Below are 26709 nucleotides of genomic sequence, written 5' to 3' on the forward strand. Positions count from 1 at the left end.
GCTCAGCGACCCGTATATAAGGGCAAGGGGAACGAATATGGCACAGGGCCGCGAACCAGTTTACAGCATGGAAACCGTTGATGGCCGCACCTTGCGCGTTGCCGTGTGGCGGGCCAGCAAGGCATCGGGCAAGCTTCCGATCCTGTTTTTCAACGGCATTGGCGCGAACATCGAGGCGATGGCGCCGATGGCAGAGCTGATCGATGACCGCGACTTCATCACCTATGATATGCCCGGTATCGGTGGTTCGCCTGACCCGGTGGTGCCCTATAACGCCATTTTGATGGCACGGATTGCCGACCTTTTGCTCGACCGGTACGAAATGCCGCTGGTCGACGTCATGGGCGTCAGTTGGGGCGGGGCCATGGCCCAGCAATTCGCGCTGCAGAACAATGCACGCGTGAACAAGCTGATCCTTGTGGCGACCAGCGCCGGTATGCTGATGGTGCCCGGTAATCCGGCTGCGTTGATGAAAATGGCGGACCCGCGCCGCTATATCGACCCTGAATTCATGGCCAAGCATTTCAAGACACTCTACGGCGGCATGGTGGGTAATAAAGCCGAGCATATCAACCGGTTGAAGCCACCTTCGAAGACGGGCTATTTCTACCAGTTGATGGCAATGATGGGCTGGACCAGCGCGCCGTTCCTGCCGTTCCTGAAAACGCAGACGCTGATCATGATGGGCGGCGACGACCAGATCGTGCCCTTGGCCAATGGCAAGTTCCTCGATTTCCTGATTCCGAACAGCGAATTGTTCGTCATCGAAGACGGCGGCCACCTGTTCCTGCTCAGCCATGTGCAGGAAAGTATCGCGGCCATCGTGGAATTTCTGGATCGCCCTGCGGCAGAGGCGCGTCAGGCTGCCTGACAAAGGATTGCGAAAGGGTTGCGGGCGGGAGATTGTGATATTTGAGTCACAGCCATCGGCGTAAACGCACGGAAATTCGTTATTTTCTTGGTGTGATTTGTTAAGTTCCTCTATCTAGAGAGGACCTCGGGCCCGAGCCTGAAGTTTATCTCCCCCATGCGGTTTGACCGCAAAAAGTCTACAGAGGAACATCATGAAATCGATACATATGCTGCTTGTCAGCACTGCCGTGCTTGTCGCGCCGGCAACGTCTGCGTTCGCCCAGGATGGCGAAGTCCAGACCGAACAAGCGACCGAAGATGCTTATTCCGATAACGAAATCATCGTTACCGCAACCCGCCGTGACCAGGCCGCCCAAGACGTGCCATTGTCGGTGAGCGTTGTCGGCGGCGAACAGCTTGCCAATGCCGGTGTCGTTGACATTCGCGGCATCCAGCAGCTTGCCCCTTCGTTAAAGACCACAACCGGCCAATCGTCGGCAACCGGCGCAGTTCTGTCGATCCGCGGTATCGGCACCGCTGGCGACAACCCCGGTTTTGAACCTGCTGTTGGCGTGTTCATCGACGGCGTATTCCGTTCGCGCGCCGGTGTGGCGCTGGCTGAACTGCCCCCTATCGAGCGCGTTGAAGTGCTGCGCGGACCGCAAGGTACGCTGTTTGGCCGCAACACCTCGGCCGGTGCGCTGAACATCACCACGCAGAAGCCCAAGTTCGAACTGGGCGGCTATGTCGAGGCAAGCTACGGCAACCTCGACGAGATCGAAGTCAAGGCTGGCGTGACCGGCCCTGTTTCGGAACAGCTCGCCCTGCGTCTCGACGGCGGCTATCACAAGCGCGATGGCTACATCGTCGATGTGAACAGCGACAACCGCATCAACAATATCGACCGTTATTTCGTACGCGGTCAGGCCTTGTTTGAAAATGACACGGTCAGCTTCCGCTTCATCGGTGACTATGCCAAGACGGACGAAGTCTGCTGCGGCGCGGTCAACACGCTGAGCGGCCTGCAGATCTTCCCCGGCATTGATGCCACCAGCAACTCGGCGCTTGCGCTTGTTGCCACCAACATCATCAACGGTTTTGCCGGCGTTCCGGCGCTAGGTGGCACCGCAGGCACCGTCGGTATTCCCGCATACAGCCGCGGCAGCCGCACCATGGCGGTTTCGCCAGGTCGTGACCTTTCGGAAAAGGTCAGCGAATGGGGCGTTTCGGGCGAACTGAACTGGGATCTGGGCGGCGCGACGCTGACCTCGATCACGGCCTATCGCGACTGGGATGCACGGCGTAACCAGGACATCGATTTTTCGGGTCTGGACCGCGCCTTTCGTGATAACTACCGCACCGGAATCAAGGATTTCACACAGGAAATCCGCCTGCAGGGCACCGCGTTCAACGACCGGGTCGACTGGCTCGTCGGTGGTTTCTACCTGAATGAAAAGCTGACGCTGAACGACACCGTGCGTTTCGGCAACCAGGCGGACCAATATGTGGACGGCGTGATCCGTGAACTGACGCGCAGCGCGGCATTGCCGAGCGGTCTGCAATTGTTCGGAACACTCGGCCCGGCAACGCCTTTGTTCGGTCAGGTCGCATTGGCGTCCAACCCGGCACTGGCCGCTGCAGCCGCTGGTAACCCGGCCCTGTTCGCCTTGTTCAACAGCCCGCTGCCCCGCACGCCAAATGGCGCAGGCCAGCAGAATGACGCGTATAAGGTCGATACCGAAGCTTATGCCTTGTTCACGCACAACATCATCAATTTCACCGACAATCTGTCGCTGACATTGGGTCTGCGGTACAACCATGAGACCAAGGACATCGACAGCGACCTGACCTCGTCGGTTCCTGCCTGTGCCTTCTTCCAGAATCCGGCAACGGCGCCTTACCGCGCGGCATTGCAGGGTGCAGGATTGCTGAACTCGGCATTCCTTCTGACCTGCAACCCCACGGTGAACAGCGAATTCAACGGCGTCCGTTCGGATGATCGTTCGGAAAGCGAGTTCACCGGAACCGCACGTTTGTCGTTCAAGGTGAATGACGATGTGCTGGTCTATGGCGGCTATGATCGCGGTTACAAGTCGGGTGGTTACAACCTCGACCGTGGCAGCTTCGATTCCGTCCTTCTCGGCGGTGACGGCGCGCAGATGACCGATCTGGAGTTCGGCAATGAAACGGTGGATGCCTATGAATTCGGTATCAAGACCAACTTCACGCGTCAGTTCCAGTTCAACGCGTCGCTCTTCTATTCGAACTTCAAGGGCTATCAGTCCAACCGCTTCCTCGGAAACAGCTTCGTCGTTCTGAACTACGACAAGCTGGTGTCGAAGGGCGTCGAACTGGAAAGCATCATCCGTCCGCATCCGGATTTGGCGTTCAACCTCGGCTACACCTATGTGGATGCCAAGGTTACGGATCCGTTGGCGGGTGCCGACAATGGTCGTCAAGCGTCGAACCAGCCCAAGCACACCGTTACCGGTGCTGTGACCTGGACCCCGCAAATCAGCGAAGGTGTAGGCGGTCTGTTCCATGTCGATTATCGCGTCAACAGCGATGCATTCCCGTTGAACGATCCCCTGGGTCGTCGCTTTACGGCGAATGACGGCTTCGGAATTGTGAACCTGCGTGCAGGCGTCAATTTTGGCGACGGCAAGTACAGCATCGAAGGCTATGTCGAGAATCTGTTCGACACCTATTACAACATCACGGCATTCCCGATCCCGGAACAAGGGAACAGCTTTGCCGTTTATCCTGCGCCTCCACGCTTTTACGGCGTGAAGGTCGGAGCCAAATTCTAAGCACTCGTAGAATTGGAACCGAAGGGTCGGAGCGCATATCGCGTTCCGGCCCTTTTCTTTTGCGCGGAGTAGGTTAGCGTGTCGACTCGAGGGTAGGGAGAAACCCATGCGGCATATCGCGATTATCGGTTCGGGTCCGGCAGGCTATTATTCCGCCGAGGCAGCACAGAAAAAATTCGGGGAGGATGTGCGCGTCGATATCATCGACCGGCTACCGGTTCCCTTTGGACTGATCCGTTTCGGCGTCGCGCCGGACCATCAGTCGATCAAGGCAGTGTCGGGCCGTTATGAGAAAGTGGCCCTGTCCGAAAATGTGCGCTTTGTCGGCAATGTGACCGTCGGCAAGGATGTCAGCATTGATGAGCTGCAGGGCCTGTATGACGCCGTCGTGCTGGCGACCGGGGCACCCGATGATCGCAAGCTCGACATTCCCGGTGGTGATTTGCCCGGCGTCTATGGCAGCGCCGCCTTTGTCGGCTGGTATAATGGCCATCCGGATTTCGCCGACCTCGAACCGCCACTTGACGGCAAGCATGTTGCCATCATCGGCAACGGCAATGTGGCGCTGGATGTCGCGCGTATCCTGTCCAAGACTCGCGCCGAATTTGGAGGGTCCGATATTGTCAGCCATGCATTAGACGTGCTTGAAACCTCCGCGACCGAGGAAATTACCATATTGGGCCGCCGTGGCCCGCACCAGATTGCGATGACGCCCAAGGAACTGGGCGAACTCGCCCATCTCGACCGTGCGACGCCGCGTGTGGACAAGCTTGATTTACCTGAAGTTGGTGAAGATGCCCTTCTGGAACCCGGCATGCGCAAGTCCGTCACCCATTTGCGCGAATTCGCCGCCATTCCCGAAGCCTATCGTGCCGACAAGCAGATCAGCATCAATTTCGATTTCTTTGCCGCACCGGTACGGGTCGAAGGTGATGGTAAGGTGGAACGGATCGTGGTCGAGCGCACCAAGCTGGATGAGCAGTTGCGCAGCGTCGGAACAGGCGAGACCTATGCCATTCCATGCTCCATGGTCATCAGCTGCATCGGGTACCAGACTCCTTCCATTGAAGGCGTGCCCTATGAACATGGGCGCGGCCGTTTCGCCAATGTCGAGGGACGGATTTTGCCGGGGCTCTATTGCGTCGGCTGGGCCCGTCGCGGTCCGTCGGGCACGATCGGCACGAACCGGCCCGATGGCTATACGATCATCGATGCAGTTGCTGAAGATATCGGGGAAGGGGACGGCAAGACAGGCCGGCCGGGACTGGATGCGCTGCTGGAAAAGCGCGGGGTACAGGTAGTGAAGTTCAGCGACTGGAAAAAGATCGAGGAAGCCGAAATCGCCCGTGCCCGCGACGGTGCGCCGCGCGAAAAATTTGTGCGGATCGAAGACATGATCGCCGCCGGTGGATAATTTCGGCGCTGTCATCATAATCACATCAAAGCATCGCTAAGGCCTCTTTGTGTTCGAAGAGAAGGCTTTTATGATTCAACAAATTGGTATCATTACGGGCGTCGATGCCGAAGCGGCCGCGCTTTTCCCGGGACAAAGTAAGGATGCGGAACCACTGCACGGATTTCTGGTCCGGCAGGTGCAATTTGCGGGCAAGAATATTGCCATCACCTGCAGCGGGATCGGAAAGGTCAACGCAGCTATGGCGGCGATGATGCTGGCCGAACATTATAATGTACAGATGCTGCTGGTCGTGGGCACAGCGGGAAAACTGTCCGATATTGACGGGGATTGTTTCCAGATCACCGAAGCGGTGCAGGGCGACTATGGCGCGTCCCGCCACGACCATTTCGCGCATTATAGCGCAGGCGCCTGGCCTATAGGCGAGGAGCATATCGAACCTTTCCGGGCGATGGCGACGCCCGATATCGGCTTGCCGAAGGTGCGGATCATTACCGGCGATTGCTTTGTCGAAAGCTCTGACCATGGCCGCAGGCTGCATCAGGCGCTGGGCGGCGATATCATCGATATGGAAACCGCCGCCGTGGCGCAGGCGGCCGCACGGATGAACCTGCCCTGGGCCGCGATCAAGGCGACGACCGACAATGCCGACGGGTCGAGCAGCGGGGACTTCCAAAGCAATTTGAAACGCGGTGCCAAACGGGCCGCCGAAGCCGCCGAACGGATGATCTCGCTGATTGGCGGCTAGGCCGTGAACTCATAAATATCGACGTCGAGGCGTCAAAATGGCGAAGATATCGGGCCAAAATGCGCGCCGCCGATAGTCATTCTACCGGCAAGCGCATTTTGGTTCGAGATCGAAGCCATTTTGGCGTCCGAAGGATTTGACCCATTTTGCCCATGGCTGCGTCAGAAAGCCTTGAGATATATCTATATCCCGGCGGCTTCCTTCCTTGCCCTGAGCAAAATGGCCTCAAACCTCGACGACGATATTTATGAGTTCACGGCCTAAATCAGTAGGCCGACGGCATGGATTACAATCCCTGCCATGCCGCCCACCAACGTTCCGTTGATGCGGATGAACTGGAGGTCGCTGCCCACCGCATTTTCGACGCGGTCGGTGATGGTGGAAGCGTCCCAGCCCTTGATGGTGTCGGACACAAGCGCGACGATATTGTCGCCATAATTTTCGGTGGTACCGACAATGGCGCGGCGCGCGAAGCGGTTGATCTGGTGCTTCAGCCGGGCGTCCTCTTGCAAGGTGCCGCCCAATTTGATCAGCGCGTCGCCAAAGCTGCCCGCCAGGGCCGCATCGGGATTTCGCGCCGCCTTCAGCAAACCGCTGCGTCCCTGGTCCCACAGGCTGTTGATCCATTTGCTCATTGCTGGATTTTCGAGCAATTGGCCCTTCCAATGATTGACCTTCGCCTGCAATTCCTTGTCATGGCGCAGGTCGTGGGCAAGGCTGGCCAAACCCTCTTCGCCCTTTTCACGCAAGGGATGGTCGGGATCTTCGGCCATGTCATGCAGCAGCTTGTTCAGGCCATTGACGATGGCGTTGGCGAGCCGGTCGTCGAGACCGGTCCAGCGCATGATGGTATTGGCGCGTTCCTCGACCATTTCGCGGATGAGATGTTCGTTGGCCTCCAACGTCTTGGACGCCCATTTGATGATGCCGTCGAGAACGGGAATATGCCGCCGCTCACGGATCATTGCGGTCAGCAACTGGCCGAGCAGGGGGGCAATATCGAGCTTGTCGAGCTGTTTGCGGATCGCGCCCTTGGCGACGCCACCAAGCCTTTCGTCATCCAGCGCGGCGATGATATCGCCCATCAGGCGCGATGCGCCCATACGCATCCGGCCTTCGCCACCTGAAGGCGCGCTCAGAAATTTGCCCATGGCGCCTGCGACATCCATGCGTTGCACACGGCGGGCGACAACCTTGGTAGTCAGGAAGTTCGACCGCAGAAAGCTTGCGAGCGTGCGGCCAAGCCGCTCCTTATTGTTCGGGATGATCGCCGTGTGTGGAATGGGAATCCCCAGCGGATGCCGGAATAGCGCCGTGACCGCAAACCAGTCGGCGAGACCGCCGACCATGCCCGCCTCGGCAAAGGCCCGCAAAAAGCCCCAATGCCCCTGATAACGGGTTTCGAGATAATTTCCGGCAACGAACAGCGCAACCATGAACAGCAGCAGTGCGGTCGCAATGATCCGCATCTGCCGCAATTCGGCATCACGCTCCGCATAGCGCGTCTTTTCAGACTGCCCCAGTTGATTGGCTGACTTCACATCAATGCCTTAGACGAAGGCATGCCGTGCTGCAAAGGCTCGCTTACTCGGCAGGCTGCAAACCGCCAAGATCGCCCGCGTCCTTGCCCGATTTCTTGCCCGTCGTTGCCGGCACGACCGGCTTTTCGCCATGCTTTTCGGGATCATAGGTCAACAGGCGCGTGCGCAGCCATGGACCAACGCGCTTTTCAAAGCCGTCGGCAAGGCTGAAGCCTGCAGGAACGATCAGCAAGGTCAGCAATGTCGAAACAATCAACCCGCCGATCACAACCGTTCCCATTGGCGCACGCCATTGTCCGTCACCACCCAGCGATAGCGCGGTTGGCACCATCCCTGCGGTCATGGCAACGGTGGTCATGACGATCGGCTGGGCACGCTTGTGGCCTGCCTCCATAATCGCCTGGAATTTGGGAACACCGCGTGCCATTTCCTCGATCGCGAAGTCGATCAGCAGGATGGAGTTTTTCGCAACGATACCGAACAGCATCAGCACACCGATGAACACCGGCATCGAAATCGGCTGCTGCACGATAGCGAGTGCCAGCATCCCGCCCAGCGGCGCGAGGAGCAATGAGCCCATGTTGACCAGCGGCGACATGAAGCGGTGGTACAAGAGCACCAGAACCGCAAACACCAGCAGCGTTCCCGAAATCAGCGCCGTCAGGAAGTCCCGCTGCATTTCGGCTTCCCACTCCTGGCTACCGAACGGAGCGCGCGACACGCCTGTCGGCAGGTTCTTCATGATGGGCAGATTGTTGATCTTGGTGTCCGCCATCGACGACACAATGCCCGGTGCGAAGTCGGCACCGATGAAGATACGGAAATTCTGGTTCCGCCGCTGGATCGATGTCGGACCAGCACCGAAGCTGATATCCGCGACACGCGACAGGGGAACCGACCCGCCATTGGCAAGCGGCACCGGCAGATTGCGAATGATGTCGAGACTTTCGCGCGATTCCTTCGCGAGCATCACGCGGATCGGAATTTGGCGGTCGGACAGCGAGAATTTCGCGCTGTTCTGGTCAATGTCGCCCAAGGTTGCGATGCGGATGGTCTGGCTCAGCGCGACGGTCGTGACACCCAATTGGGCGGCAAGGTCGGTGCGCGGGGTAATCAGTAGTTCGGGACGCTGAAGGTCAGCCGAGATACGCGGTGCGCGCAGTTCGGGCAGGGTCTTCATCTGCTCGACCAGGGTTGCTGCTGTCTCGTCCAGCTTTTTGGGGTCCGAACCGGACAGCATGACGGAGACGTCACGCCCCGATCCACCACCGCCCGGGCCATTGGCCTGGAAGGTGACGCGGGCGTCGGCGATCTTGGTCAGCTGCGGCGTCAGGGCTTCTTCAAACTTCTGACTTGTACGCGCGCGTTCCTTGTTCAAGGTGATAAATATACTCGCGCTGCCTTCACGCACACTTTGCAGTGCCGTTTTGACTTCGGGTTGCGCTTCAATGATAGCCGCGGCTTCATTCGTAACTTCGCGTGTCCGCTCCAGCGTGGTGCCGGGGACCATTTCGATACGGACGCGGCTGAAGTCCATATCGCCATCGGGGAAGAACTGCTTCGGCAAGACGACCATGAGCGCGACGGTCGTAGCCAGAGCCAGCACACCGATGCCCATCATCCAGCGCCGATGGCCAAGCGACCAGCGCAGGATTTTCATATATTTTTCCATCCAGGCGCTTTCGCCATGTTCGGCAATGCCACCGGATTTGAGGAAATAGGCCGCAATCATCGGCGTGATCATACGGGCGACCGCCAAGCTCATCAGAACCGAGGCGACGACGGTGAGGCCGAAATTCTTGAAAAACTGGCCTGCGACCCCTGGCATCAGGCCGACGGGCAGGAACACCGCGACAATCGAGAATGTGGTGGCGACAACAGCCAGGCCGATTTCATCGGCGGCATCAATCGATGCCTGATAGGCGGATTTGCCCATGCGCATATGGCGCACGATATTCTCGATTTCCACAATGGCGTCATCGACCAACACCCCGGCCACAAGGCCCAGCGCCAGCAGCGACATGGTGTTGAGCGTGAAGCCCAGAAGATCGAGGAACCAGAAAGTCGGAATAGCGGACAGCGGAATCGCGATGGCCGAGATGACCGTCGCGCGCCAGTCGCGCAGGAACAGGAACACGACGACGATGGCAAGCAATGCGCCTTCGATCATCGCCGCCATCGAGCTCTTATACTGCGCCTTCGTATAGTCGACACTGTTGAACAGGGTCGTGAATTTGACGCCGGGATTTTCCTTTTCGATTTCCGCGATCTTTTTCATCGCTTCATCGAAAACGGTCACGTCGGACGCGCCTTTTGCGCGGGACATGCCGAATGTAACGACCTGCTTTCCGCCTGCGAAGGCCATGGCGCGCTGTTCGCTGAAGCCGTCGGTGACTTCGGCTACGTCGGCAAGCTTGATGTTGCGTCCGCCGCCCAGACTGATCTGGGCTTGGCCGAGGGCATAGGCATCCGGGGCGTTACCAAGAACGCGGACGGACTGGCGCGAGCCAGCGATTTGCGACTGGCCGCCCGATGCGTTGACATTCTGTTGGCGCAAAACGCCGTTGATCTGGCTAGCTGTGACGCCGAGCGACTGCATCTTCGCAGGGTCGAGGATGACGCGGATTTCGCGGTTGACGCCGCCGTTCCGGCTGACCGAGGCCATGCCTTCGACCGCCAGCAGGCGACGGGCGACCGTGTCGTCCACGAACCAGCTCAGCTGTTCCAGCGTCATGTCGCTGGCTTCAACGGCGAAATAGGCGATGGGGTCGCTCGAGGTTGCAACCTTGAAAATCTGGGGTTCCAAGATGCCGTCGGGTAGATCGCTGCGGATCTGGTCTACGGCATTCTTGACTTCGCTGACGGCGGCATTGATGTCGTCGCCAATTTCAAATTCCGCGCTGACGGTGGTGTTGCCCTCGCTTGCCGACGCATCGATGTTGCGCACGCCCTGCACACTGCGGATGGCAGATTCGACCTTTTGCGTGATCTGGGTTGTGATTTCGGACGGCGCCGCGCCGGGTTGCGAAATGGAAACCACCACAACCGGAAATTCGATATCCGGGTCATTCTGTACGTCCATATTCCGGAACGACATGATGCCCGCCAGCGTGAGCGCCAAAAACAATACAATCGGAACCACCGGATTACGGATGGACCATGCGGAGATATTACTGAAATTCATGGGCGAGGGTCCCGATTGTACAATGTTATTATGGCTTTTTCAGAAGCTTGGGATTGATCGTTTCGTCCGGATTCAGGAAACCACCTGCATAGAGAACGACGCGTTCGGTTCCGTCCAGACCGCTGGCGATGATCAGACCATTTGCGGTCGTGTCGCCAACCTTCACAGGACGCTGCTTCACCTTATTGTCCTTGCCGACGATGTAGACAAAGCTACCCTCGCGACCGGTCTGAACGGCGGATTCGGGCAATACTGGCGCCGACATTGATCCGGCCTTGATCTCGACCGAGGCAAAGCCGCCCGGACGCAGGGCCTTGTCAAAGGGCAGGGAGATGCGGGCGATGCCTTGGCGGTTCTGCGTGTTAATCATCGGCGCAACCTGCCAGATGGTCCCGTTGAACACGCGGTCGGTGCCGACGGGCGTAACGCTTGCGGGCACGCCTTCGGTGACGAGCGCGAGGTCATTTTCGCTCAGCTGTGCTTGCAATTCCATCTGACCGTCCTGGGCCAAGCGGAACAGGATGCCGCTGCCGGCCGAGACGGTCTGGCCGGTCTCCACATTGCGTTCCAGAACATAGCCCGAAACAGGCGCACGAATATCGAGCCGTGCATTGCGTGCGCGGGTTTCACCCAATTGCGCATTGGCAACATTGACGCGGGCGCGGGCGGCATCACGAGTCGCTGTTTTGCGATCCACATCCGCCTTCGAAATAAAGCCGCGCTCAACCAGTTGAAGTGCGCGGTCTAGTTCATTTTGTGCCAGCAACAGGTCTGCACGGGCGACCCCAATTTGGGCCTCCAGCGCGGCGGCCTGCTGGACCTGCACCGAACGGTCGACGGAAATGAGAACCTGGCCACGCTGGACCCAGTCGCCTGCGTCGACAAAAACGCGCGTTACCTGACCACCTTCGCCGACGACGCCGACGGGGATTTCGCGGCGGGCGGCCAATGTGCCGGTGGCGTTGATCGCGCGGACAACGGTGTCGCGTCCGGGGGCCACCACAGTCACTGTCTGCGCCTGCGAGTTCTTTTCGTCACCGGCAGGGGCTGCAGCGCCGCTTCCGCCCATGAAATAATAGGCTGCACCGATGGCAACCAATATGGCCACGACGATCAAGGCGATGATGACCCGACGACGGCTCGTGTTTTCGCGCTCCGCGAGCACTCCGCCGTCCAACGTTCCGCTCATTGTAGTTTCGTAATTCATATCGGCTTTCCAAATTTGATCGCGGGGCAATGATACACAGTGCCAGCACGTTTGCAGAACTGTGTTACCCTAATAAGTCACCGCCTGCAAGGCGTGCGTTTAGGTTTCGATTAACGACCCATTTTCATTAACCCTACCGTCATTGCGGTTGAACCACAATACAGTGGGATACCTACACTATTCGACGAACGACGTCGCACAGAAAAGCCGCGCAGAATCTCTGCGCGGCTCCTATAATCTGCGAATGAGAATTTAGCGGACGCGACCGCGCTGAATCAGGTTTAAAATGCCCAAAACGATGATTGCGCCGATAAAGGCCACGATCAGTCCGGTCAGCGAAAACTGCTGCACACTGCCCATGATTCCAAAGCGGTTGGCAATCAGATTGCCGACTACGGATCCGACGCATCCAGCAACGACATTCCAGAAAATGCCCATCGAAGCGTCGCGGTTCATCACCTTGCTCGCGAGCCAACCAGCGATTCCGCCCACGATAATTGCAACTATCCAACCCATATTTACCTCCTCTCGGCCGTTCTCCAAAGGAACGGGCGCGGCAAGATAATAACGCGGTCGGGCGGGAACGCTACATGCAATAGGCCGATATCTTGTAAACTTATCGGGCAAAAGAAAAACCCCCGCACCGAAGCGCAGGGGTTTTCATATGCTTAGCATGCATTTCTTAGTATTTTTGCTGACGCTCGTACAGGTCACGATAATGCTGGATACGCGTGACGCGCAGACCCGGCATGCCCGAACGATCGACGGCACGTTGCCAAGAGGCAAACTCTTCCAGCGTCAGGCCATAGCGTTCGCAGGCGTCGTTGATGGACAAGAGACCACCATTGACCGCTGCGACCACTTCAGCCTTGCGCCGCACAACCCAGCGTGTGGTCCCAGCCGGTGGAAGACTCGACAATGTTAACGGCTCTCCCAACGGGCCGATTACTTGTGCCGGGCGAATTTTTTGATTCTCAATCATAACGTCCTCGATACTCCATGCCCCGCATGGGTTAACTGTACCCCGGTTGCTTCATCTTCTAGGCGATGGTCTTTGATATAGCCTGAATCGGATTGGTAAACATCCGCTTCACACATTGGTTCCGCCTTAATTTTCTGCCCGAAAGCACCGCAAACCGCCACTTTCGCCCGGTCCTTGGTAGCGAAAAAATTGATCCGCCGGGTAATAAAGTCCCCACTTGCTTCCATGCCATTTGCAGCCTGTCGCACGGCACGCACGGTACGGCTATTTGCCTGGCGCGCCGAAGCCATCGCCAACATCGCCACATAATCATTTTTGCGGTCGACCGAATCTTGACGCGGTGCCGAGTGGGGGAATGTCATTTCCATGACACCCCCCTAGCGCAGCATTTTATAACATGGGGTAAAGGCGCCATTCAGAGGATGTTAGCCGAGGTTAACGGTAATTATCTTTTTGCCCCCAATGCTGTTTCAAATTGAGAAGTAACGACGGAAAACTGGCCTTTTCGTTCCGCTGCGCCTATGTGGCCTGTCAAATGATTGACGATATATATCTGAACGATTTTCAACTTGGCCCCGATTTGGCGGGAAAACGGATCGTTGTCGCGATGTCCGGCGGCGTTGATTCGTCCGTCGTGGCGGCCCTGGCGGCGCGTTCCGGCGCGGAAACCGTGGGCGTTACCCTGCAGCTTTACGATCATGGCAGCGCGGTAAAGCGTGCCGGGGCGTGCTGTGCCGGGCAGGATATCCGCGATGCCCGGGCTGTTGCCGACAAATTGGGCATCGCCCATTATGTGTTCGACCATGAAAGCCGCTTTCGCGAATCCGTAATCGACCATTTCGCCGATGAATATATGGCGGGGCGCACACCGATCCCCTGCGTGCGCTGCAATATGGGTGTCAAATTTACCGATCTGTTCCGGCTGGCCAAGGAATTGGGCGCGGACTGCCTCGCCACCGGCCATTATGTCCGCCGTGTCGAAGGCCCCGCAGGCGCGGAGCTGCATCGTGCTGCGGACCCGGCGCGGGACCAGAGCTATTTCCTGTTTGCCACGACACAAGACCAGCTCGACTATTTGCGTTTCCCGTTGGGCGGTATGCCCAAGCCACAGGTGCGGGCCATTGCGCAGGAACTGGGTCTCGTAGTCGCGATGAAGCCCGACAGTCAGGATATCTGCTTCGTACCCGATGGCGATTATGCGTCAGTCGTCCGCAAGGTGCGCCCCGATGCCGAACTGGGCGGTGATATCGTCCATCTCGACGGCCGCGTGCTGGGGCAGCACAAGGGCATGATCCACTATACCGTTGGACAGCGCAAAGGTCTGGAAGTCGGCGGACAGCCGGTGCCTCTCTATGTCATCCGCCTTGATCCCGCGACGCAGCAGGTAATTGTCGGACCACGCGAGGCCTTGGCGGTGCAGGCGGCGCGCATTGTGGACGCAAACTGGCTGGCGGATGTTCAGGGACGCGCCATATTCGCCAAAGTGCGTTCTATGGCAAAGCCGGTGGCTGCGCGGATGGATGGCGAATGGCTGAGCTTTGATGCGCCCGAATATGGCGTTGCCCCCGGTCAGGCCGCCGTCTTTTATGATGGCGAGCGTGTACTGGGTGGTGGCTGGATCGAAGAAACAATGGCGGTCGAGCTGGTCAACGCCGCCTGACGATTTGGGTCAGAGCGCTTCAATCTCTTTCGCGTTCAACTGGACACATCCGAAAGTCCCGCGCCGTTCGGCGACCGCTTCGGCCAGAAAGGGTACGCTTGCGTAGACGCGCTTGTTTTCGGGGTCATCGGACAGCCGGACCATTTCCATGCCCGCTTCCTTGTCGGTTTCGCAGCTGTCCATGCTGCGGCCCTCAATATAGCGGCATGAGCAGGTGATATGCGCGCCATAGGCCGCGCCGACCTTGGCCTGTCCCTTGATGGTTCCCCAATTCCAGACGGCCCACACTATAACGCACGCCGCAACGACGAGGACGGCAAGACGCAGCCTGCGCATCAGGATGTTCGGCTCTTTCGCGGTCGGCTTTGAAGTTGCGGTTGCCATATGGCCTCCATCTGGTGCATCGGTACGCGCCATGCCTAGGAACAAATTTACCACCGCCGCAACCGCTTTTTGTGCCATCGCGTCAATCGCCTTGGGTTCCTGTGCCCAAGAGCCAACTGCGAAAGCAGCTGCCGGACCCGGTGAAACCTACATTGTCGATGACGCCGTGGTCAGCAAGGATCGTCTTGCGGCTGCGATTGCACCCTTTTTTGAAGATCCCGCACTGTCCGAGACACGGGCCTTGGTTGTCATGCAGGGCGGACGGGTCATCGCCGAACGTTATGCGCCGGGCTATGGTCCCGACACGCGGCTGATCAGCTGGTCCATGGCGAAAAGCGTCACCGCCACTCTTGTGGGCCTAATGGTTGCAGACGGACGGCTCGCGCTCGATGAACCGGCACCGGTTCCTGAATGGCAAACCCCGCGCGACGGACGGGCTGCGATTACCCTGCGCCATTTGCTGCATATGTCGTCCGGCCTCGACCATACCGAAATGGCGGAAGGTGAGGTCGAGATTTTCGATGCCGATACGCCGCGAATGCTGTTTCTGGATGGCCGCGAAAATGTCGCCCGCTATGCCGAAACGCGACCATTGGAAGCCGACCCCGGCAAGAAGTTCGAATATAGCAGCGCGACCAGCAACATATTGGCCGACATCATGACGCGCTCGCTCACGGAAAGCAAAGACCCCGAAGTCCGGCGCGACGCCATGCTTGAATATGCGCGGGGGCGTTTGTTCGAACCCTTGGGTATGACCAGCGCCGTTCCCCAGTTTGACCGTAACGGCACGATGCTTGGCGGCAGCATGATCCATGCCACCGCCCGCGATTGGGCGAAGTTCGGCGAGTTTCTGAGGAACAATGGGTCCGTACGGGCGGCGCAGCTTCTGCCGACGAGCTGGACGCGGTTCATGAAAACACCGAGCCGGAACGACAATAGCTATGGCGCACATATCTGGCTGAACCGTCCCCGCGCCAATGGGCAGGATCAAGTGCTCTTTCCCGGAAAGGCGCCGTCGGATGTTTTTGCCGCACTGGGGCATCTGGGGCAGTTCGTCATCGTGTCGCCGCAACATCGCCTGACGATCGTGCGGTTGGGTAAGACACCGGATGACAAGCTCGATCCACTCGACGATCAATTCGTCAAGCTGATCGCGCTTTTTCCGCGGGGATAAAAAAGACGTTTAGGCCTTGGCGACCGGTGCGTCGTCGCCCAGATCTTCGAACCAGGCTTCGACCGGTCCGCTCAGCTTGATCAGCAGAGGATTGCCCTTGCGGTCGCGCGCCTTGCCGGCCTGAACCTTGATCCAGCCTTCGGAAATGCAATATTCTTCCACCGTCGTGCGCTGTTCGCCCTTGAAGCGAATGCCAACGCCTCGCGAAAGAAGGTCGCCATCGAAATGGGGGCTCATGGGATTGATCGAGAGGTGATCGGGCGGAGTATCGGCTTTGTCGGTCATAGGCCGCGCCTTTGCCGGAAAGCTTCGCACTTGGCAATATCGACTGAGCAGTGCAGAGGCTTTCTATGGCAAAATCCGGTAATTATGATGCGATCATCCTCGGGGCAGGCGGGGCAGGGCTGATGTGCGCCCTAACAGCGGGGCAGCGAGGGCGGCGCGTTCTCGTGATCGACCATGCGAGCGGACCGGGAAAGAAAATCCTGATCTCGGGCGGTGGCCGGTGCAACTTTACCAATGTCAACGCGACCAGCGCCAATGCTCAGGAACGCTATCTTTCTGCCAATCCGCATTTCGCCAAGTCGGCCTTGGGCCGTTATACTCCGACCGATTTTATCGAAATGGTGCAGGCGCACGGCATTGCCTTTCACGAAAAAACGCTGGGGCAGTTGTTCTGCGACGACAGTGCGCGGCAAATTGTCGAAATGCTCATGGACGAGTGCGACAAATCCGAAGCCGCGGGTGGTCGGGTAGATTTTGCTTTCCACGCACCCATTTCGGATGTCCGCCGCGCGGATGACTTATATCATGTTGTCTACAATGGCCTGAAGGCTTCGGCACCAGCGCTGGTGATCGCGACAGGCGGCCCGAGCATTCCCAAAATGGGGGCGACCGGCTTTGCCTATGATCTTGCCCGCCAATTCGGCCTGAAAATCGTCGAGCCGCGTCCTGCGCTGGTTCCGTTCACCTTGGGCGGTGACGACGTGCTGTTTCGGGAACTCTCGGGCGTTTCGGCCGATGTCGAGGCGCGCTGCGGCAAGGTCCGTTTCCGCGAGGCGGCATTGCTGACGCATAAGGGTCTTTCGGGCCCCGCTGTTCTGCAGATATCCTCCTATTGGCGGCACGGGCAGCCGATCGGCGTCGATTTCCTGCCGGACCAGCCATCAGGATGGTTGCGTGACCTGAAACGAGAGAAACCGCGCACGACGATCAAGTCCGCGCTTTCCGCGTCCTTGTCTTCGCGGCTTGCCGACATCTTGGCCGACCGGATCGGGGATGGGGGCAATTTGGCCGACTGGCCTGACCGCCGGCTGGAGGAAGCGGAACGCAAATTGTCCGACTGGCCTTTCACCCCCAATGGCACCGAAGGCTATGCCAAGGCTGAAGTCACTGCAGGCGGGATCAGCACGGATGGCCTGTCACAGAAGACTATGGAAGCGCGCACGGTCCCAGGTCTGTTTTTCATCGGGGAAGCGGTTGATGTGACCGGGTGGCTCGGCGGCTACAACTTCCAATGGGCCTGGGCCAGCGGGGTGGCCGCGGGCTCATCCCTCTAAGCGTTGATAGCCTCAATTGTTGCGTCCCCGTACTCGGTTCGTCGCAATTAGGGAACAATTTCAGCTTTTTACGCGTGTCTTTTAGGACGCAGCGTAAAATTTTTTGCCCATTTCTGGCACCAAAGCAGCTTTGCCGTGTTTGTCCCGCGTCATTTACTGACACGAAAAGGACAAGCTTATGAAATTCTCCTCTCCCTTGATGCTGGCGACGGCATCGCTCGCGCTCCTCGCCACCCCTGCTTTCGCACAATCTGAAGATGAACAGTGGGAAGGCGGCTATATTGGCGGCTCCATTGGTATCGGTGCGCAAAATAACGACCGTAACGAAGGCGTTGTCTTCGACACTAATCTCGACGGAGATTACAGCGACACTGTTCGTACCGTATTGGGCGCAGATGCGTTCTCGCCCGGTTTCTGCGGTGGTGCGGCCAATGGCACTGCGCCGATCGACGGCTGCCGTGGTGATAAGGACGGCCTCGAATATTATGGCCGTGCCGGTTATGACGTGCAAAACGGCAACATTGTCTTCGGTGTGGTGCTGGACGGCGGTAAGTCGAAGTCGCGCGACAGCGTAACTGCTTACAGCACGACCCCCGCATTTTACACCTTCACCCGCGAACTCGACTATTCGCTCGGTGCCCGCGCACGCGTGGGTTATGCCGCACGGGGAGCGTTGTTCTATGCAACCGGTGGTGCTGCTTACGCCAAGATCGATAACGGGTTTGCGACCAGCAACGGCGCGAACAGCTTCTCAACCAATGGCAAGACCAGCAGCTGGGGCTACAGCTATGGCGGTGGTACCGAAGTGAAGATCTCGCGCAATTTCTCGCTGGGTCTCGAATATCTCTACACCAATTATGTCGACGATGATTTCGTGGTCGCCGTTGGTCCGGGAACCGCAGCCGCAACCAATCCGTTCCTGCTTACCAATGCGGCGGGTACGAACATGAAGCGTGACGACAGCGATTTCGATATGCACAATATCCGCCTGACCGCAGCGTTCCGCTTCTAAACGAAACGGACGTCAGACAAAAACAAAGGGCGTCGGAATTCCGGCGCCCTTTGTGTTTTCGGTTATGCGAGGCTGCGGGTTAGGCCGCTTCTTTTTTCCGCGATGCTTTCTTGCGCTCATTGGGATCGAGCAAAGATTTGCGGATACGAATATTCTTTGGCGTTACTTCGACCATTTCATCGTCGTCGATATAGGCGATGGCCTGTTCCAGCGTCATCACCTTCGGCGGTGTCAGGCGGATGGCATCGTCCTTACCGGTCGAGCGGAAGTTGGTGAGCTGCTTCGACTTCATCGGATTGACTTCAAGATCATCCGGCTTCGCGTTTTCGCCGATGATCATGCCTTCATAGAGGGCCTCACCGGGCGATACGAACAGGATGCCACGCTCTTCCAACGGGCCAAGGGCATATGCTACTGCTTCGCCGTTGCCGTTCGAAATCAGCACGCCATTTTTGCGGCCTTCAATCGGACCACGATAGGGGCCATATTTTTCGAACAGGCGGTTCATGATACCAGTGCCGCGCGTGTCGGACAGGAATTCGCCATGGTAACCGATCAGGCCACGCGAAGGTGCGCTGAAGGTGATGCGGGTCTTGCCGCCGCCCGAAGGGCGCATGTCGGTCATTTCGCCTTTGCGCAGCGCCATTTTCTCGACGACGGTACCCGAATGTTCGTCATCAACGTCGATCACGACGCTTTCATAAGGCTCGGTCCGGTTGCCGGATTCGTCTTCGCGGAACAGCACCTTGGGACGCGAGATGCCGAGTTCAAAGCCTTCACGGCGCATCGTTTCGATGAGAACGCCCAACTGGAGTTCGCCGCGACCGGCAACTTCGAAGCTGTCACGGTCATCGGATTCGGTAACGCGGATGGCCACATTGCTCTCGGCTTCGCGCAGCAGACGGTCACGGATCATACGGCTCGTGACTTTGGTGCCTTCGCGGCCCGCCATGGGCGAGTCATTGACCGAAAAGCGCATCGACAGCGTGGGCGGATCGATCGGCTGCGCGTGCAGCGGCTCGGTCACGCTTGGTTCGGCGATGGTGTCGGCCACAGTTGCGGTGGTCAGACCTGCGATCGAGATGATGTCGCCCGCCTGTGCCTGTTCGACCGGAATACGCTCCAGTCCGCGGAAGGACATGATCTTGGACGCGCGGCCCGCCTCGACAATCTTGCCATCGGGGTTCAGCGCATGGATTTGCTGATTGACCTTGACCGTGCCCGAAAGCACGAGGCCGGTCAGAATGCGGCCGAGGAAGTTGTCGCGGTCAAGCAAGGTGACGAGCATCTTGAATTCGCCATCGACATCGGCCTTGGGCTCGGGAACGTGCGAAACGATGGTTTCGAACATCGGCGTCAACGTGCCTTCGCGTGCGCTCGGGTCCATCGAGGCATAGCCGTTACGGCCCGATGCGTAGAGTACGGGGAAGTCGAGCTGCTCATCGGTCGCGTCGAGCGAGACGAACAGGTCGAACACTTCGTCGAGCACTTCCTGGATACGCTCATCGGGGCGGTCGACCTTGTTGACGACAACGATGGGGCGCAGACCGAGGGCGAGGGCCTTGCCGGTCACAAATTTCGTCTGCGGCATTGCGCCTTCGGACGAGTCCACCAGCAGGATGACGCCGTCGACCATGCTGAGAATCCGCTCAACTTCGCCGCCGAAGTCGGCGTGACCGGGGGTGTCGACGATATTGATGCGCGTGTCGTTCCATTCGACGCTGGTGCACTTGGCAAGAATGGTGATGCCGCGTTCTTTTTCGAGGTCGTTCGAATCCATGGCGCGCTCTTCAATGCGCTGGTTGTCGCGGAAGGTGCCGGACTGGCGGAAAAGCTGGTCAACAAGGGTGGTTTTGCCGTGATCGACGTGCGCGATGATGGCGATGTTACGCAAAGACATGTGCAATAGGCCTTTTGGGAGGTCAGTTTGGCAGCAACATGCCACCAGATTCTGGCGCGCCCTTAACCCAATATGTGCTGCGGCGCAACATTCGAACGTCTTTCCATCCGCAATTCCTGCGGTCTGCGTGGGATATGTGTCGTGCAAACGGACAGAGATGCGTCAGCGGGCCTTTTTCAGGGCGGCACTGAAGACCCTTTCATTGTAGAGCGAATGGCGCTCAGCCGCGATCAGGCCGGGGACAAAGTCAGCCTTGAAGTCGTGGCGCCACGCGGCAAGCGCTACCGCACGCAACGCGATGTCGCTTTCTTCGCCGAGTGTTTCAAGATGCCGTGAACTGTTCAGCAACGCCTGACGCTGTGCGGCAAAGCGCGCGCCGGGGTAGCGTTCATTGATCAGGCCGAGCTGGTGGCGGACGGTGCGGATCAGCAACTGTGTCGTGGCGGCGTCGCTTGGGCGCTGCAGACCTTCAAATGCCGCGTCAATGAGAGCGATCTGGTCGCGCACACTGCGCGATTGCAGGCCGCCGCCCTCGCAGTTCCGGATGGAGCGGACATAATGTGCCAAGGCCGACAAGGTCGTCGCATTCGGTTCTTTTCCCGAAAATTCCTCGACAATCAGCGTGCGAATGAAGCGTTCGAGGGCAGGGTCATTATCCGCCCGGGAGATTTTGCCCGGTTGCGCAAGGTCGGGAATATGCGCCGCATCCGCAACGGCATTCGCCCGTGCAAGGCTGAAAAAGGCGCTTGTGACGTCGGCCGTGCCGGGCTCCTTGGACAAACCCTGCACGAAAAAATGCGGATTATCGCGGCCGTTAGCGTGGCAACTGGCGCAACTGATGTTCGCTTTCGCTGCTTGTCCGCCCAATAGGGCAGGGGTGTTGAAGAGCGCTTGTCCGGCATACACCATCTTCGCGTCTGTTTCGGAATAGGAAAGGCAGGCGCTTGGCTGCTTCGTTGCCGCGACCATTTCATGGCCGGGCGCTGTCCACCAGAGCGATTGCAGGACATCGGACGGAGAGGCCGCCAAGGCCGCTCCGCCCAATAGTGCGGTTACGAAAGCTGTAATCAGCCTGCGGATGTGGCCGCCTCCTTGATCCAGCGGCGAAGCTCGTCGGCCTCATGACAGCCAAAGCCGCAGATTGTTTCCAGCTGCGCCAGATGCGCCTTGGCCCCGGCCACATTTCCACGCTCCAACTTCAATTCGCCATAATATTCCAGCGCGCCGCGATGCTTCGGTGCGATGGAAAGCGCCGCCTGATAATAGCCCTCGGCCACATCATATTTATGCAGCTTCCGGTTGGCGAAACCCAGATATGTGAGGATGTCGGGGTGCGGTCCTGCAGCCCAGAGGGCATTGTCGAGTTGGGCAATCGCCTCTTCATAACGCTTTTCGTTGATGAGGCTGACGGCCTGCACATAGACGGCGTCGGCGGTAATAGCCTGGGCCAGATCGACATCAGGTTTTACCGGGCCCATGGCCGTCTTACCGGCCGCAACCGCAGCTTCGACCTTGGCAATGGCATCATTCAGGCGCGCCGCATCGCGGCAGCCGGTGCCGCAGTTGGACGCCATGGCCTTCAGCGCCGCAACCTGTTCGTTGGCTTTGTCGGCGGCGCCAAGCTTGGCATGCACAATTCCGAGATCCCGCCGTGCTTCAATCAATTTGTCGTCATAGCGCACAGCTGCCGTCAACGGACCCTTGGCCTTTTTGAAGTCCGAAAGCGCCATATAACTGGCGCCCAGTAGATATTGGGCCTGGGCATTACGCGGCATCGCGCCCACCACTCTTTTGAAGGACTTTGCCGCGTCGGCATATTGTCCGGCGCGAAATGCGGTCGCACCCTTTTGATAGTCGACCGCGGGATCATATTCGGGCGCAGACTGGCTCGGGGTGCCGCCCCCGCCACCCCCGCCGCCGCCTGCGGAATAAGAAGGCGCAGCGGCAAATGCCAAAATGGCCGACGATGTGACCAGCACGAGTTTACGGTTCAAGATGCCCATTGAATCAGTCCTTTTTCCAAAAATTCCCAATATACATAGCATGACTTTGTATGTCTGGTAAAGTGTATGCTTGCTGCTCTGCCAATTTTGAGCCATCAGGCGGCTGCTTCAACAGTGCTGGCCCGACGTGCTCCGAAAATTCCTTCCCGATAATTTTGTACTGATGCTTTTTGGCACGCTGTTGGTTGCGTGGATGTTTCCGCTGTCCAAAGAAGCGCTTCCTTGGGCACAGAATATATCATTTGCAGGAATTTTCTGCCTGTTTTTCTTGCATGGTTTGCGATTGCCACGCCAGGAAGTTGCCCGGGCCATGCTCGGCTGGCGGTTGCAGGGGACGATGCTTGCTTTCACCTTCATTCTGATGCCTTTGCTCGGGATCGGAATATCGAAAATCGCCGCCCAGTTTCTTCCTGCCGCTCTGGCGGTGGGCCTACTCTATGCAGCCATCTTGCCTTCCACGGTGCAGTCCGCGGTTAGCTACACATCGCTTGCCCGAGGGAATATTGCCGCATCGGTCATCGGTTCGGCCTTGTCCAACCTGTCGGGCATATTTCTGACCCCGCTGCTATTCGCGCTGCTGCTGGGCAGCGCATCGGGCGTGGCGATTGGTGGAAATGTTGTGGTCAAGATCATCACAATGCTTCTTCTGCCCTTTATATTGGGGCAGGCGACGCAGAAATGGCTCGGCAAATGGGCGGTGGACCAGCGATATTTGCTAACATTTTTCGACCGAGGCGTCATTCTGCTTGCCGTCTATGTCGCCTTCGGCGCGGCTGTCACCAGCGGAGCCTTGGCGGGTATCGAGGCCCTGTCGCTCTTCTACCTTCTGCTGTTTGCAGGCATATTTCTGGCCATTGCCTTCGGCGCAGCGTGGCTGATCGGCGGAGTCTTCGGCTTTCCATATGAGGACCGCATTAGCCTGTTATTCGCAGGGGCGCACAAGAGTATTGCGATTGGCGCACCCATGGCGGCCCTGCTATTTCCGCCCACGCTGGCGGGATTGATGATCGTGCCCACTATCCTGTACCACCAACTGCAACTGATCGCCTCTGCCCCCTTGGCAAAGCGGCTGGCGCGCACCCCCGATTAGAGGCTGCGCAAGGCTTCCGCCGGACGTGCCGCGAGGATGGGAAGTGACCCTACGATCCCCAAGATGAAGGTGATCCCTGCGCCACCAATCAAGGTAATCGCCAAGATTACCGGATCAGGCGAAAAGCTGAAGTCGAAGATCTGGACGATGACATACCATCCGGCGGCCATGCCAAGACCAAGCGACAGCAGACCAAGGACCAGCGCGAGGATGCCATATTCCAATGCCTGCGCTCCCAAAATCTGGCCGCGCGACGATCCGAGCATCTTCATGATCACGCTGTCGTAAATCCGCGACTGGCGGGCCGCGGCGATCGCGCCGACCAGAACGGCGATACCCGCCAAAATCGCGATGGACGCCGCTGCGGCAATGGCTTGTGCCATTTGCGACAGGAGCGTCGTGATCTGCGCGGTCACTTCGCCCACTTCGATTAGCGAGGCGGAGGGAAAGACAGGGGGCAGGGCTTTTGCCAGAACGGCTTCGGCCGGTTTTGACACGGTCAATGTCGCGACCATATTATGGGGTGCGGCATCCAGGCTGCCCGGCGAAAAGACGATCACATAATTCAGCCCGAAATTGTCCCATTTGACCGTCCGTAAAGAGGCGATCTTTGCGGGCACTTCGACGCCGAGCAGGCTGACCGTCATGCTGTCGCCGACTTTCAGGCCCAAGGTCGCCGCGACTTCGGCTTCGAGGCTGATCAGGGGCGGTCCCTTATAATCGGCGGGCCACCATTCGCCCGCAACCACTTCGCTGCCCTTAGGCAGTTCGGCGCTGTAGGTCAGGCCGCGATCGCCGTTCAATACCCATGCGCCTTCGGGGAGTTCCTTCAACTGGTCGACGCGTTGCCCGCCAAATTCGACGATGGTGCCGCGCAGTGCAGGGATCATGTTGACCGTTGCTTTGGGGTCGGCGCTTTTGACCATTTCGGTAAAACGTTCCGTGCCGTCACGCGGGATATCGAGAATGAAAAAGCTGGGCGCCCTTTCGGGGATGCTGTTTTTAATTTCGTTGCCGATGCTCGTCTGGATTGCCGCGAGCGTGACGAACAGCGTCAGCCCTAGTCCAAGCGCCACGACGAGGGCCTGCGTCTGGGCACCCGGCCTGTGCAAATTGGCAAGCGCGAGACGGGGCAGTGGCGCTTTGGGACGTGGCAAGCGGATGACGATGAAGCGCAGCAGCCATGCGATGCCGGTCAGCAGCAAGAGCAAACCAAACGCGGCACCGACAAAGGCGAGCGAAAAGAGGGGCTCACGCGCTGTACCGACGGCAATGGCGATAATGGCGACTATGGCGCCAATCACCCAGGCAAGGCTGCGGCGGTCGATACGGGAATCGCCCTCGACAATGGAGCGGAAAAGCCCCGCAGCCGGAACGGTCCGCGCGCGGGCCAAAGGCGGAAGTGCGAAGGCAATGGCGATGAGCAATCCGTAAAGGGCGCTGACCGCCAAGGGAATTGGATGCACCGTATAGCCCGGTGCAACGGGCAATATATCGCCTGCGACCCAACCGATTGCCAAGGGCATGACGCTTCCGACCGCAAGCCCTACAAGGATTGCACCAATGGAAACGGTGAGGATCTGGAGCATATAGATGCGGAAGATAACGCCGCTGTCGGCGCCATTTACCTTCAACGTGGCAATGCTTGCGCGTTTGCTGGCAAGATAGCTGCCGACGCCATTGCCGACACCGATGCCTGCAATGACGAGTGCCGCCAAGCCGACCAGCGTCAAAAACTGGCCCATGCGTTCGATAAAGCGCCGCGTTCCGGGTGCGCCGTTTGACCGGTCGGTGATTTCCCAACCCGCCGACGGAAATTGCGCCTCCAGCGCTTTGGCGACCGCAGCGGCATCCTGTTGCGGGGGCAGTTTGATCCGGTATTTTGCCTCATACATGCTGCCCGGCTGGATCAGCTTTGTGTCCGGTAAGGACGCCATGTTGATGATGGCCACAGGGCCGAGTGTGAAGCCTTCACCAAGGCGGTCGGGTTCTTCCGATATGATACCGGCGACCTTAAACGTTGCCTCGCCAAAGCGGACTGTCTCATTCTGCTTTATGCCGAGACGGTCGGACAGGGTCGGGCCGATGTAGATTTCACCCTTTTCGGGTGTCTGTGCGGTGCCGGTGCCGGCCAGTTTCAGGCTTCCATAATGGGGGTAGAGGCCGTCGACGGCCTTCAGTTCGGCCAGCAGGCTGTCCTCGCCTATGGCCATGGCCCGCAGGCGGACCGTTTCGGACACTGCGCCTGCCTTACGCATAGAGGCGAGTTCGGCGGCATTGGCTTGGCGTTGGGCAATCCCGATTTCGACATCGCCGCCCAATATGGTCTGGCCACGGCGGGACAGCTCTTCGCTGATTCCGGCGGTCAGGCTGCCGATTGCGGCAAGGGTGGCCACGCCCAGGAACAGGCAGATGGCGAGCAGTCGCAGTCCGCGAATCCGGGTCGACAGATCACGCCGGGAAATGCGCCATATGGCGGCAAGCGAAAGGCTCATGCAGCGCTTTCCACGATATGGCCGTCCTGCATGGCGATGACTCGGTCGCATTTGCGCGCCAGCTCAGGGTCATGCGTGATGATCAGCAATGTCGCACCCAGCGCGGCGCGGCGTTCGAATAACAGATCAATAATGGATGCGCCGGTGGTGCCGTCCAGATTGCCGGTTGGTTCATCGGCGAAGATGATCTTCGGCGCAGCGGCCATGGCACGGGCGATGGCCACGCGCTGCTGTTCCCCGCCCGAAAGCTGCGATGGATAGTGGGTCAGGCGGTGCCCCAGCCCGACCGCTTGCAATTCAGCCTCGGCACGGCCGAAGGGATCTTCAATTCCGGCGAGTTCCATGGGTGTGGCGACATTTTCCAGCGCCGACATGGTGGGGAGAAGGTGGAATGCCTGCAGCACGATGCCAATGCGCCCACGGCGGGCGCGTGCCAGTTCGTCCTCGTTCAATTGCCGGAAATCCAGACCGTCGACTTGCACGGTGCCGCCGCTTGCCTGCTCCAGTCCGGCCAGCACGGCCATCAGCGACGACTTACCCGAACCCGAAGGGCCGAGCAAAGCAACGCTGCTGTCATAGGGTATCTCAAGGTCGACGCCGCGTAAAATCGACACGGCAGCATCATTACTGCCAAGGCTTAGGGTGACATTTGATGCGCGGATTGCCATATCAGATGCCAAGTTAACAGGAGCGT

The 26709-nt window shown here is 58.7% G+C and carries 22 protein-coding genes; 9 read left to right on the plus strand and 13 right to left on the minus strand.

What is annotated here, in order from left to right:
* Positions 1-37: 37 nt before the first annotated feature.
* The 4 genes from EUU25_RS02010 to EUU25_RS02025 all read left to right on the plus strand — a co-directional run bounded on the left by EUU25_RS02010 (position 38) and on the right by EUU25_RS02025 (position 5824).
* Entirely contained in the window at positions 38-871 is an 834-nt protein-coding gene (locus tag EUU25_RS02010) for an alpha/beta fold hydrolase (RefSeq protein ID WP_246162850.1), read from the plus strand.
* A gap of 193 nt (positions 872-1064) precedes the next feature.
* Complete coding sequence (locus EUU25_RS02015; RefSeq protein WP_158897829.1) at positions 1065-3662, plus strand: TonB-dependent receptor; 2598 nt, start codon at positions 1065-1067, stop codon at positions 3660-3662.
* Positions 3663-3768: 106 nt separating this feature from the next.
* Complete coding sequence (locus tag EUU25_RS02020; RefSeq protein ID WP_158897831.1) at positions 3769-5076, plus strand: FAD-dependent oxidoreductase; 1308 nt, start codon at positions 3769-3771, stop codon at positions 5074-5076.
* Positions 5077-5146: 70 nt separating this feature from the next.
* Entirely contained in the window at positions 5147-5824 is a 678-nt protein-coding gene (locus tag EUU25_RS02025) for a 5'-methylthioadenosine/S-adenosylhomocysteine nucleosidase family protein (protein WP_158897833.1), read from the plus strand.
* 260 nt (positions 5825-6084) lie between these two features.
* Here EUU25_RS02025 and EUU25_RS02030 read toward each other — a convergent pair whose 3' ends face one another.
* From EUU25_RS02030 to EUU25_RS02055, 6 genes are all read right to left on the minus strand, one after another.
* Entirely contained in the window at positions 6085-7293 is a 1209-nt protein-coding gene (locus EUU25_RS02030; RefSeq protein ID WP_158903022.1) for a DUF445 domain-containing protein, read from the minus strand.
* Positions 7294-7408: 115 nt separating this feature from the next.
* Entirely contained in the window at positions 7409-10549 is a 3141-nt protein-coding gene (locus tag EUU25_RS02035; RefSeq protein WP_158897835.1) for an efflux RND transporter permease subunit, read from the minus strand.
* 28 nt (positions 10550-10577) lie between these two features.
* On the minus strand, positions 10578-11756 hold the full coding sequence (locus EUU25_RS02040; RefSeq protein ID WP_158897837.1) for an efflux RND transporter periplasmic adaptor subunit: 1179 nt from the start codon (positions 11754-11756) through the stop codon (positions 10578-10580).
* A gap of 252 nt (positions 11757-12008) precedes the next feature.
* Positions 12009-12272, minus strand: a complete 264-nt coding sequence (locus tag EUU25_RS02045; protein WP_158897839.1) for a GlsB/YeaQ/YmgE family stress response membrane protein — start codon at positions 12270-12272, stop codon at positions 12009-12011.
* A 166-nt stretch (positions 12273-12438) separates the two neighbouring features.
* The gene (gene sciP / locus EUU25_RS02050; protein ID WP_143775973.1) at positions 12439-12738 is read right to left on the minus strand and encodes a CtrA inhibitor SciP; all 300 of its coding nucleotides are present in this window, start codon (positions 12736-12738) and stop codon (positions 12439-12441) included.
* Positions 12735-13106, minus strand: coding sequence for a hypothetical protein (locus tag EUU25_RS02055; RefSeq protein ID WP_158897841.1), 372 nt, complete (start codon positions 13104-13106; stop codon positions 12735-12737). Before EUU25_RS02055 ends, sciP begins: the two co-directional genes overlap by 4 nt.
* 167 nt (positions 13107-13273) lie before the next feature.
* Between EUU25_RS02055 and mnmA the strand changes: the two genes are divergently transcribed.
* Positions 13274-14398, plus strand: coding sequence for a tRNA 2-thiouridine(34) synthase MnmA (mnmA, locus tag EUU25_RS02060; RefSeq protein WP_158897843.1), 1125 nt, complete (start codon positions 13274-13276; stop codon positions 14396-14398).
* Positions 14399-14407: 9 nt separating this feature from the next.
* On the opposite strand, the gene EUU25_RS02065 is transcribed toward mnmA, so the two are convergent.
* On the minus strand, positions 14408-14782 hold the full coding sequence (locus tag EUU25_RS02065) for a hypothetical protein (RefSeq protein ID WP_246162851.1): 375 nt from the start codon (positions 14780-14782) through the stop codon (positions 14408-14410).
* 31 nt (positions 14783-14813) lie between these two features.
* On the opposite strand from EUU25_RS02065, the gene EUU25_RS02070 reads away from it, so the two are divergent.
* Complete coding sequence (locus EUU25_RS02070) at positions 14814-15956, plus strand: serine hydrolase domain-containing protein (RefSeq protein ID WP_158897845.1); 1143 nt, start codon at positions 14814-14816, stop codon at positions 15954-15956.
* A gap of 9 nt (positions 15957-15965) precedes the next feature.
* On the opposite strand, the gene EUU25_RS02075 is transcribed toward EUU25_RS02070, so the two are convergent.
* A complete protein-coding gene (locus EUU25_RS02075; RefSeq protein WP_158897847.1) occupies positions 15966-16241 on the minus strand; it encodes a DUF3297 family protein in 276 nt (91 codons plus the stop codon).
* A gap of 65 nt (positions 16242-16306) precedes the next feature.
* Between EUU25_RS02075 and EUU25_RS02080 the strand changes: the two genes are divergently transcribed.
* Both EUU25_RS02080 and EUU25_RS02085 read left to right on the plus strand, forming a co-directional pair.
* Positions 16307-17515, plus strand: coding sequence for a BaiN/RdsA family NAD(P)/FAD-dependent oxidoreductase (locus EUU25_RS02080; RefSeq protein WP_158897849.1), 1209 nt, complete (start codon positions 16307-16309; stop codon positions 17513-17515).
* A 178-nt stretch (positions 17516-17693) separates the two neighbouring features.
* Entirely contained in the window at positions 17694-18527 is an 834-nt protein-coding gene (locus EUU25_RS02085) for an outer membrane protein (RefSeq protein WP_158897851.1), read from the plus strand.
* A 79-nt stretch (positions 18528-18606) separates the two neighbouring features.
* On the opposite strand, the gene typA is transcribed toward EUU25_RS02085, so the two are convergent.
* From typA to EUU25_RS02100, 3 genes are all read right to left on the minus strand, one after another.
* Complete coding sequence (gene typA, locus EUU25_RS02090; RefSeq protein ID WP_158897853.1) at positions 18607-20427, minus strand: translational GTPase TypA; 1821 nt, start codon at positions 20425-20427, stop codon at positions 18607-18609.
* Positions 20428-20589: 162 nt separating this feature from the next.
* On the minus strand, positions 20590-21456 hold the full coding sequence (locus EUU25_RS02095; RefSeq protein ID WP_158897855.1) for a hypothetical protein: 867 nt from the start codon (positions 21454-21456) through the stop codon (positions 20590-20592).
* A 38-nt stretch (positions 21457-21494) separates the two neighbouring features.
* A complete protein-coding gene (locus EUU25_RS02100) occupies positions 21495-22430 on the minus strand; it encodes a tetratricopeptide repeat protein (protein ID WP_158897857.1) in 936 nt (311 codons plus the stop codon).
* Between the two features lie 127 nt (positions 22431-22557).
* Between EUU25_RS02100 and EUU25_RS02105 the strand changes: the two genes are divergently transcribed.
* Complete coding sequence (locus tag EUU25_RS02105) at positions 22558-23520, plus strand: bile acid:sodium symporter family protein (protein ID WP_246162853.1); 963 nt, start codon at positions 22558-22560, stop codon at positions 23518-23520.
* Here the strand turns inward: EUU25_RS02105 and EUU25_RS02110 are convergent.
* Both EUU25_RS02110 and EUU25_RS02115 read right to left on the minus strand, forming a co-directional pair.
* Positions 23517-26015, minus strand: coding sequence for an ABC transporter permease (locus tag EUU25_RS02110; protein ID WP_158897859.1), 2499 nt, complete (start codon positions 26013-26015; stop codon positions 23517-23519). The genes EUU25_RS02105 and EUU25_RS02110 overlap by 4 nt on opposite strands.
* The gene (locus tag EUU25_RS02115) at positions 26012-26683 is read right to left on the minus strand and encodes an ABC transporter ATP-binding protein (RefSeq protein ID WP_187351286.1); all 672 of its coding nucleotides are present in this window, start codon (positions 26681-26683) and stop codon (positions 26012-26014) included. The genes EUU25_RS02110 and EUU25_RS02115 overlap by 4 nt, the downstream gene beginning before the upstream one ends.
* Positions 26684-26709: the final 26 nt, after the last annotated feature.

It is taken from the genome of Sphingorhabdus lacus, from assembly GCF_009768975.1.
Lineage (GTDB): Bacteria > Pseudomonadota > Alphaproteobacteria > Sphingomonadales > Sphingomonadaceae > Sphingorhabdus_B > Sphingorhabdus_B lacus.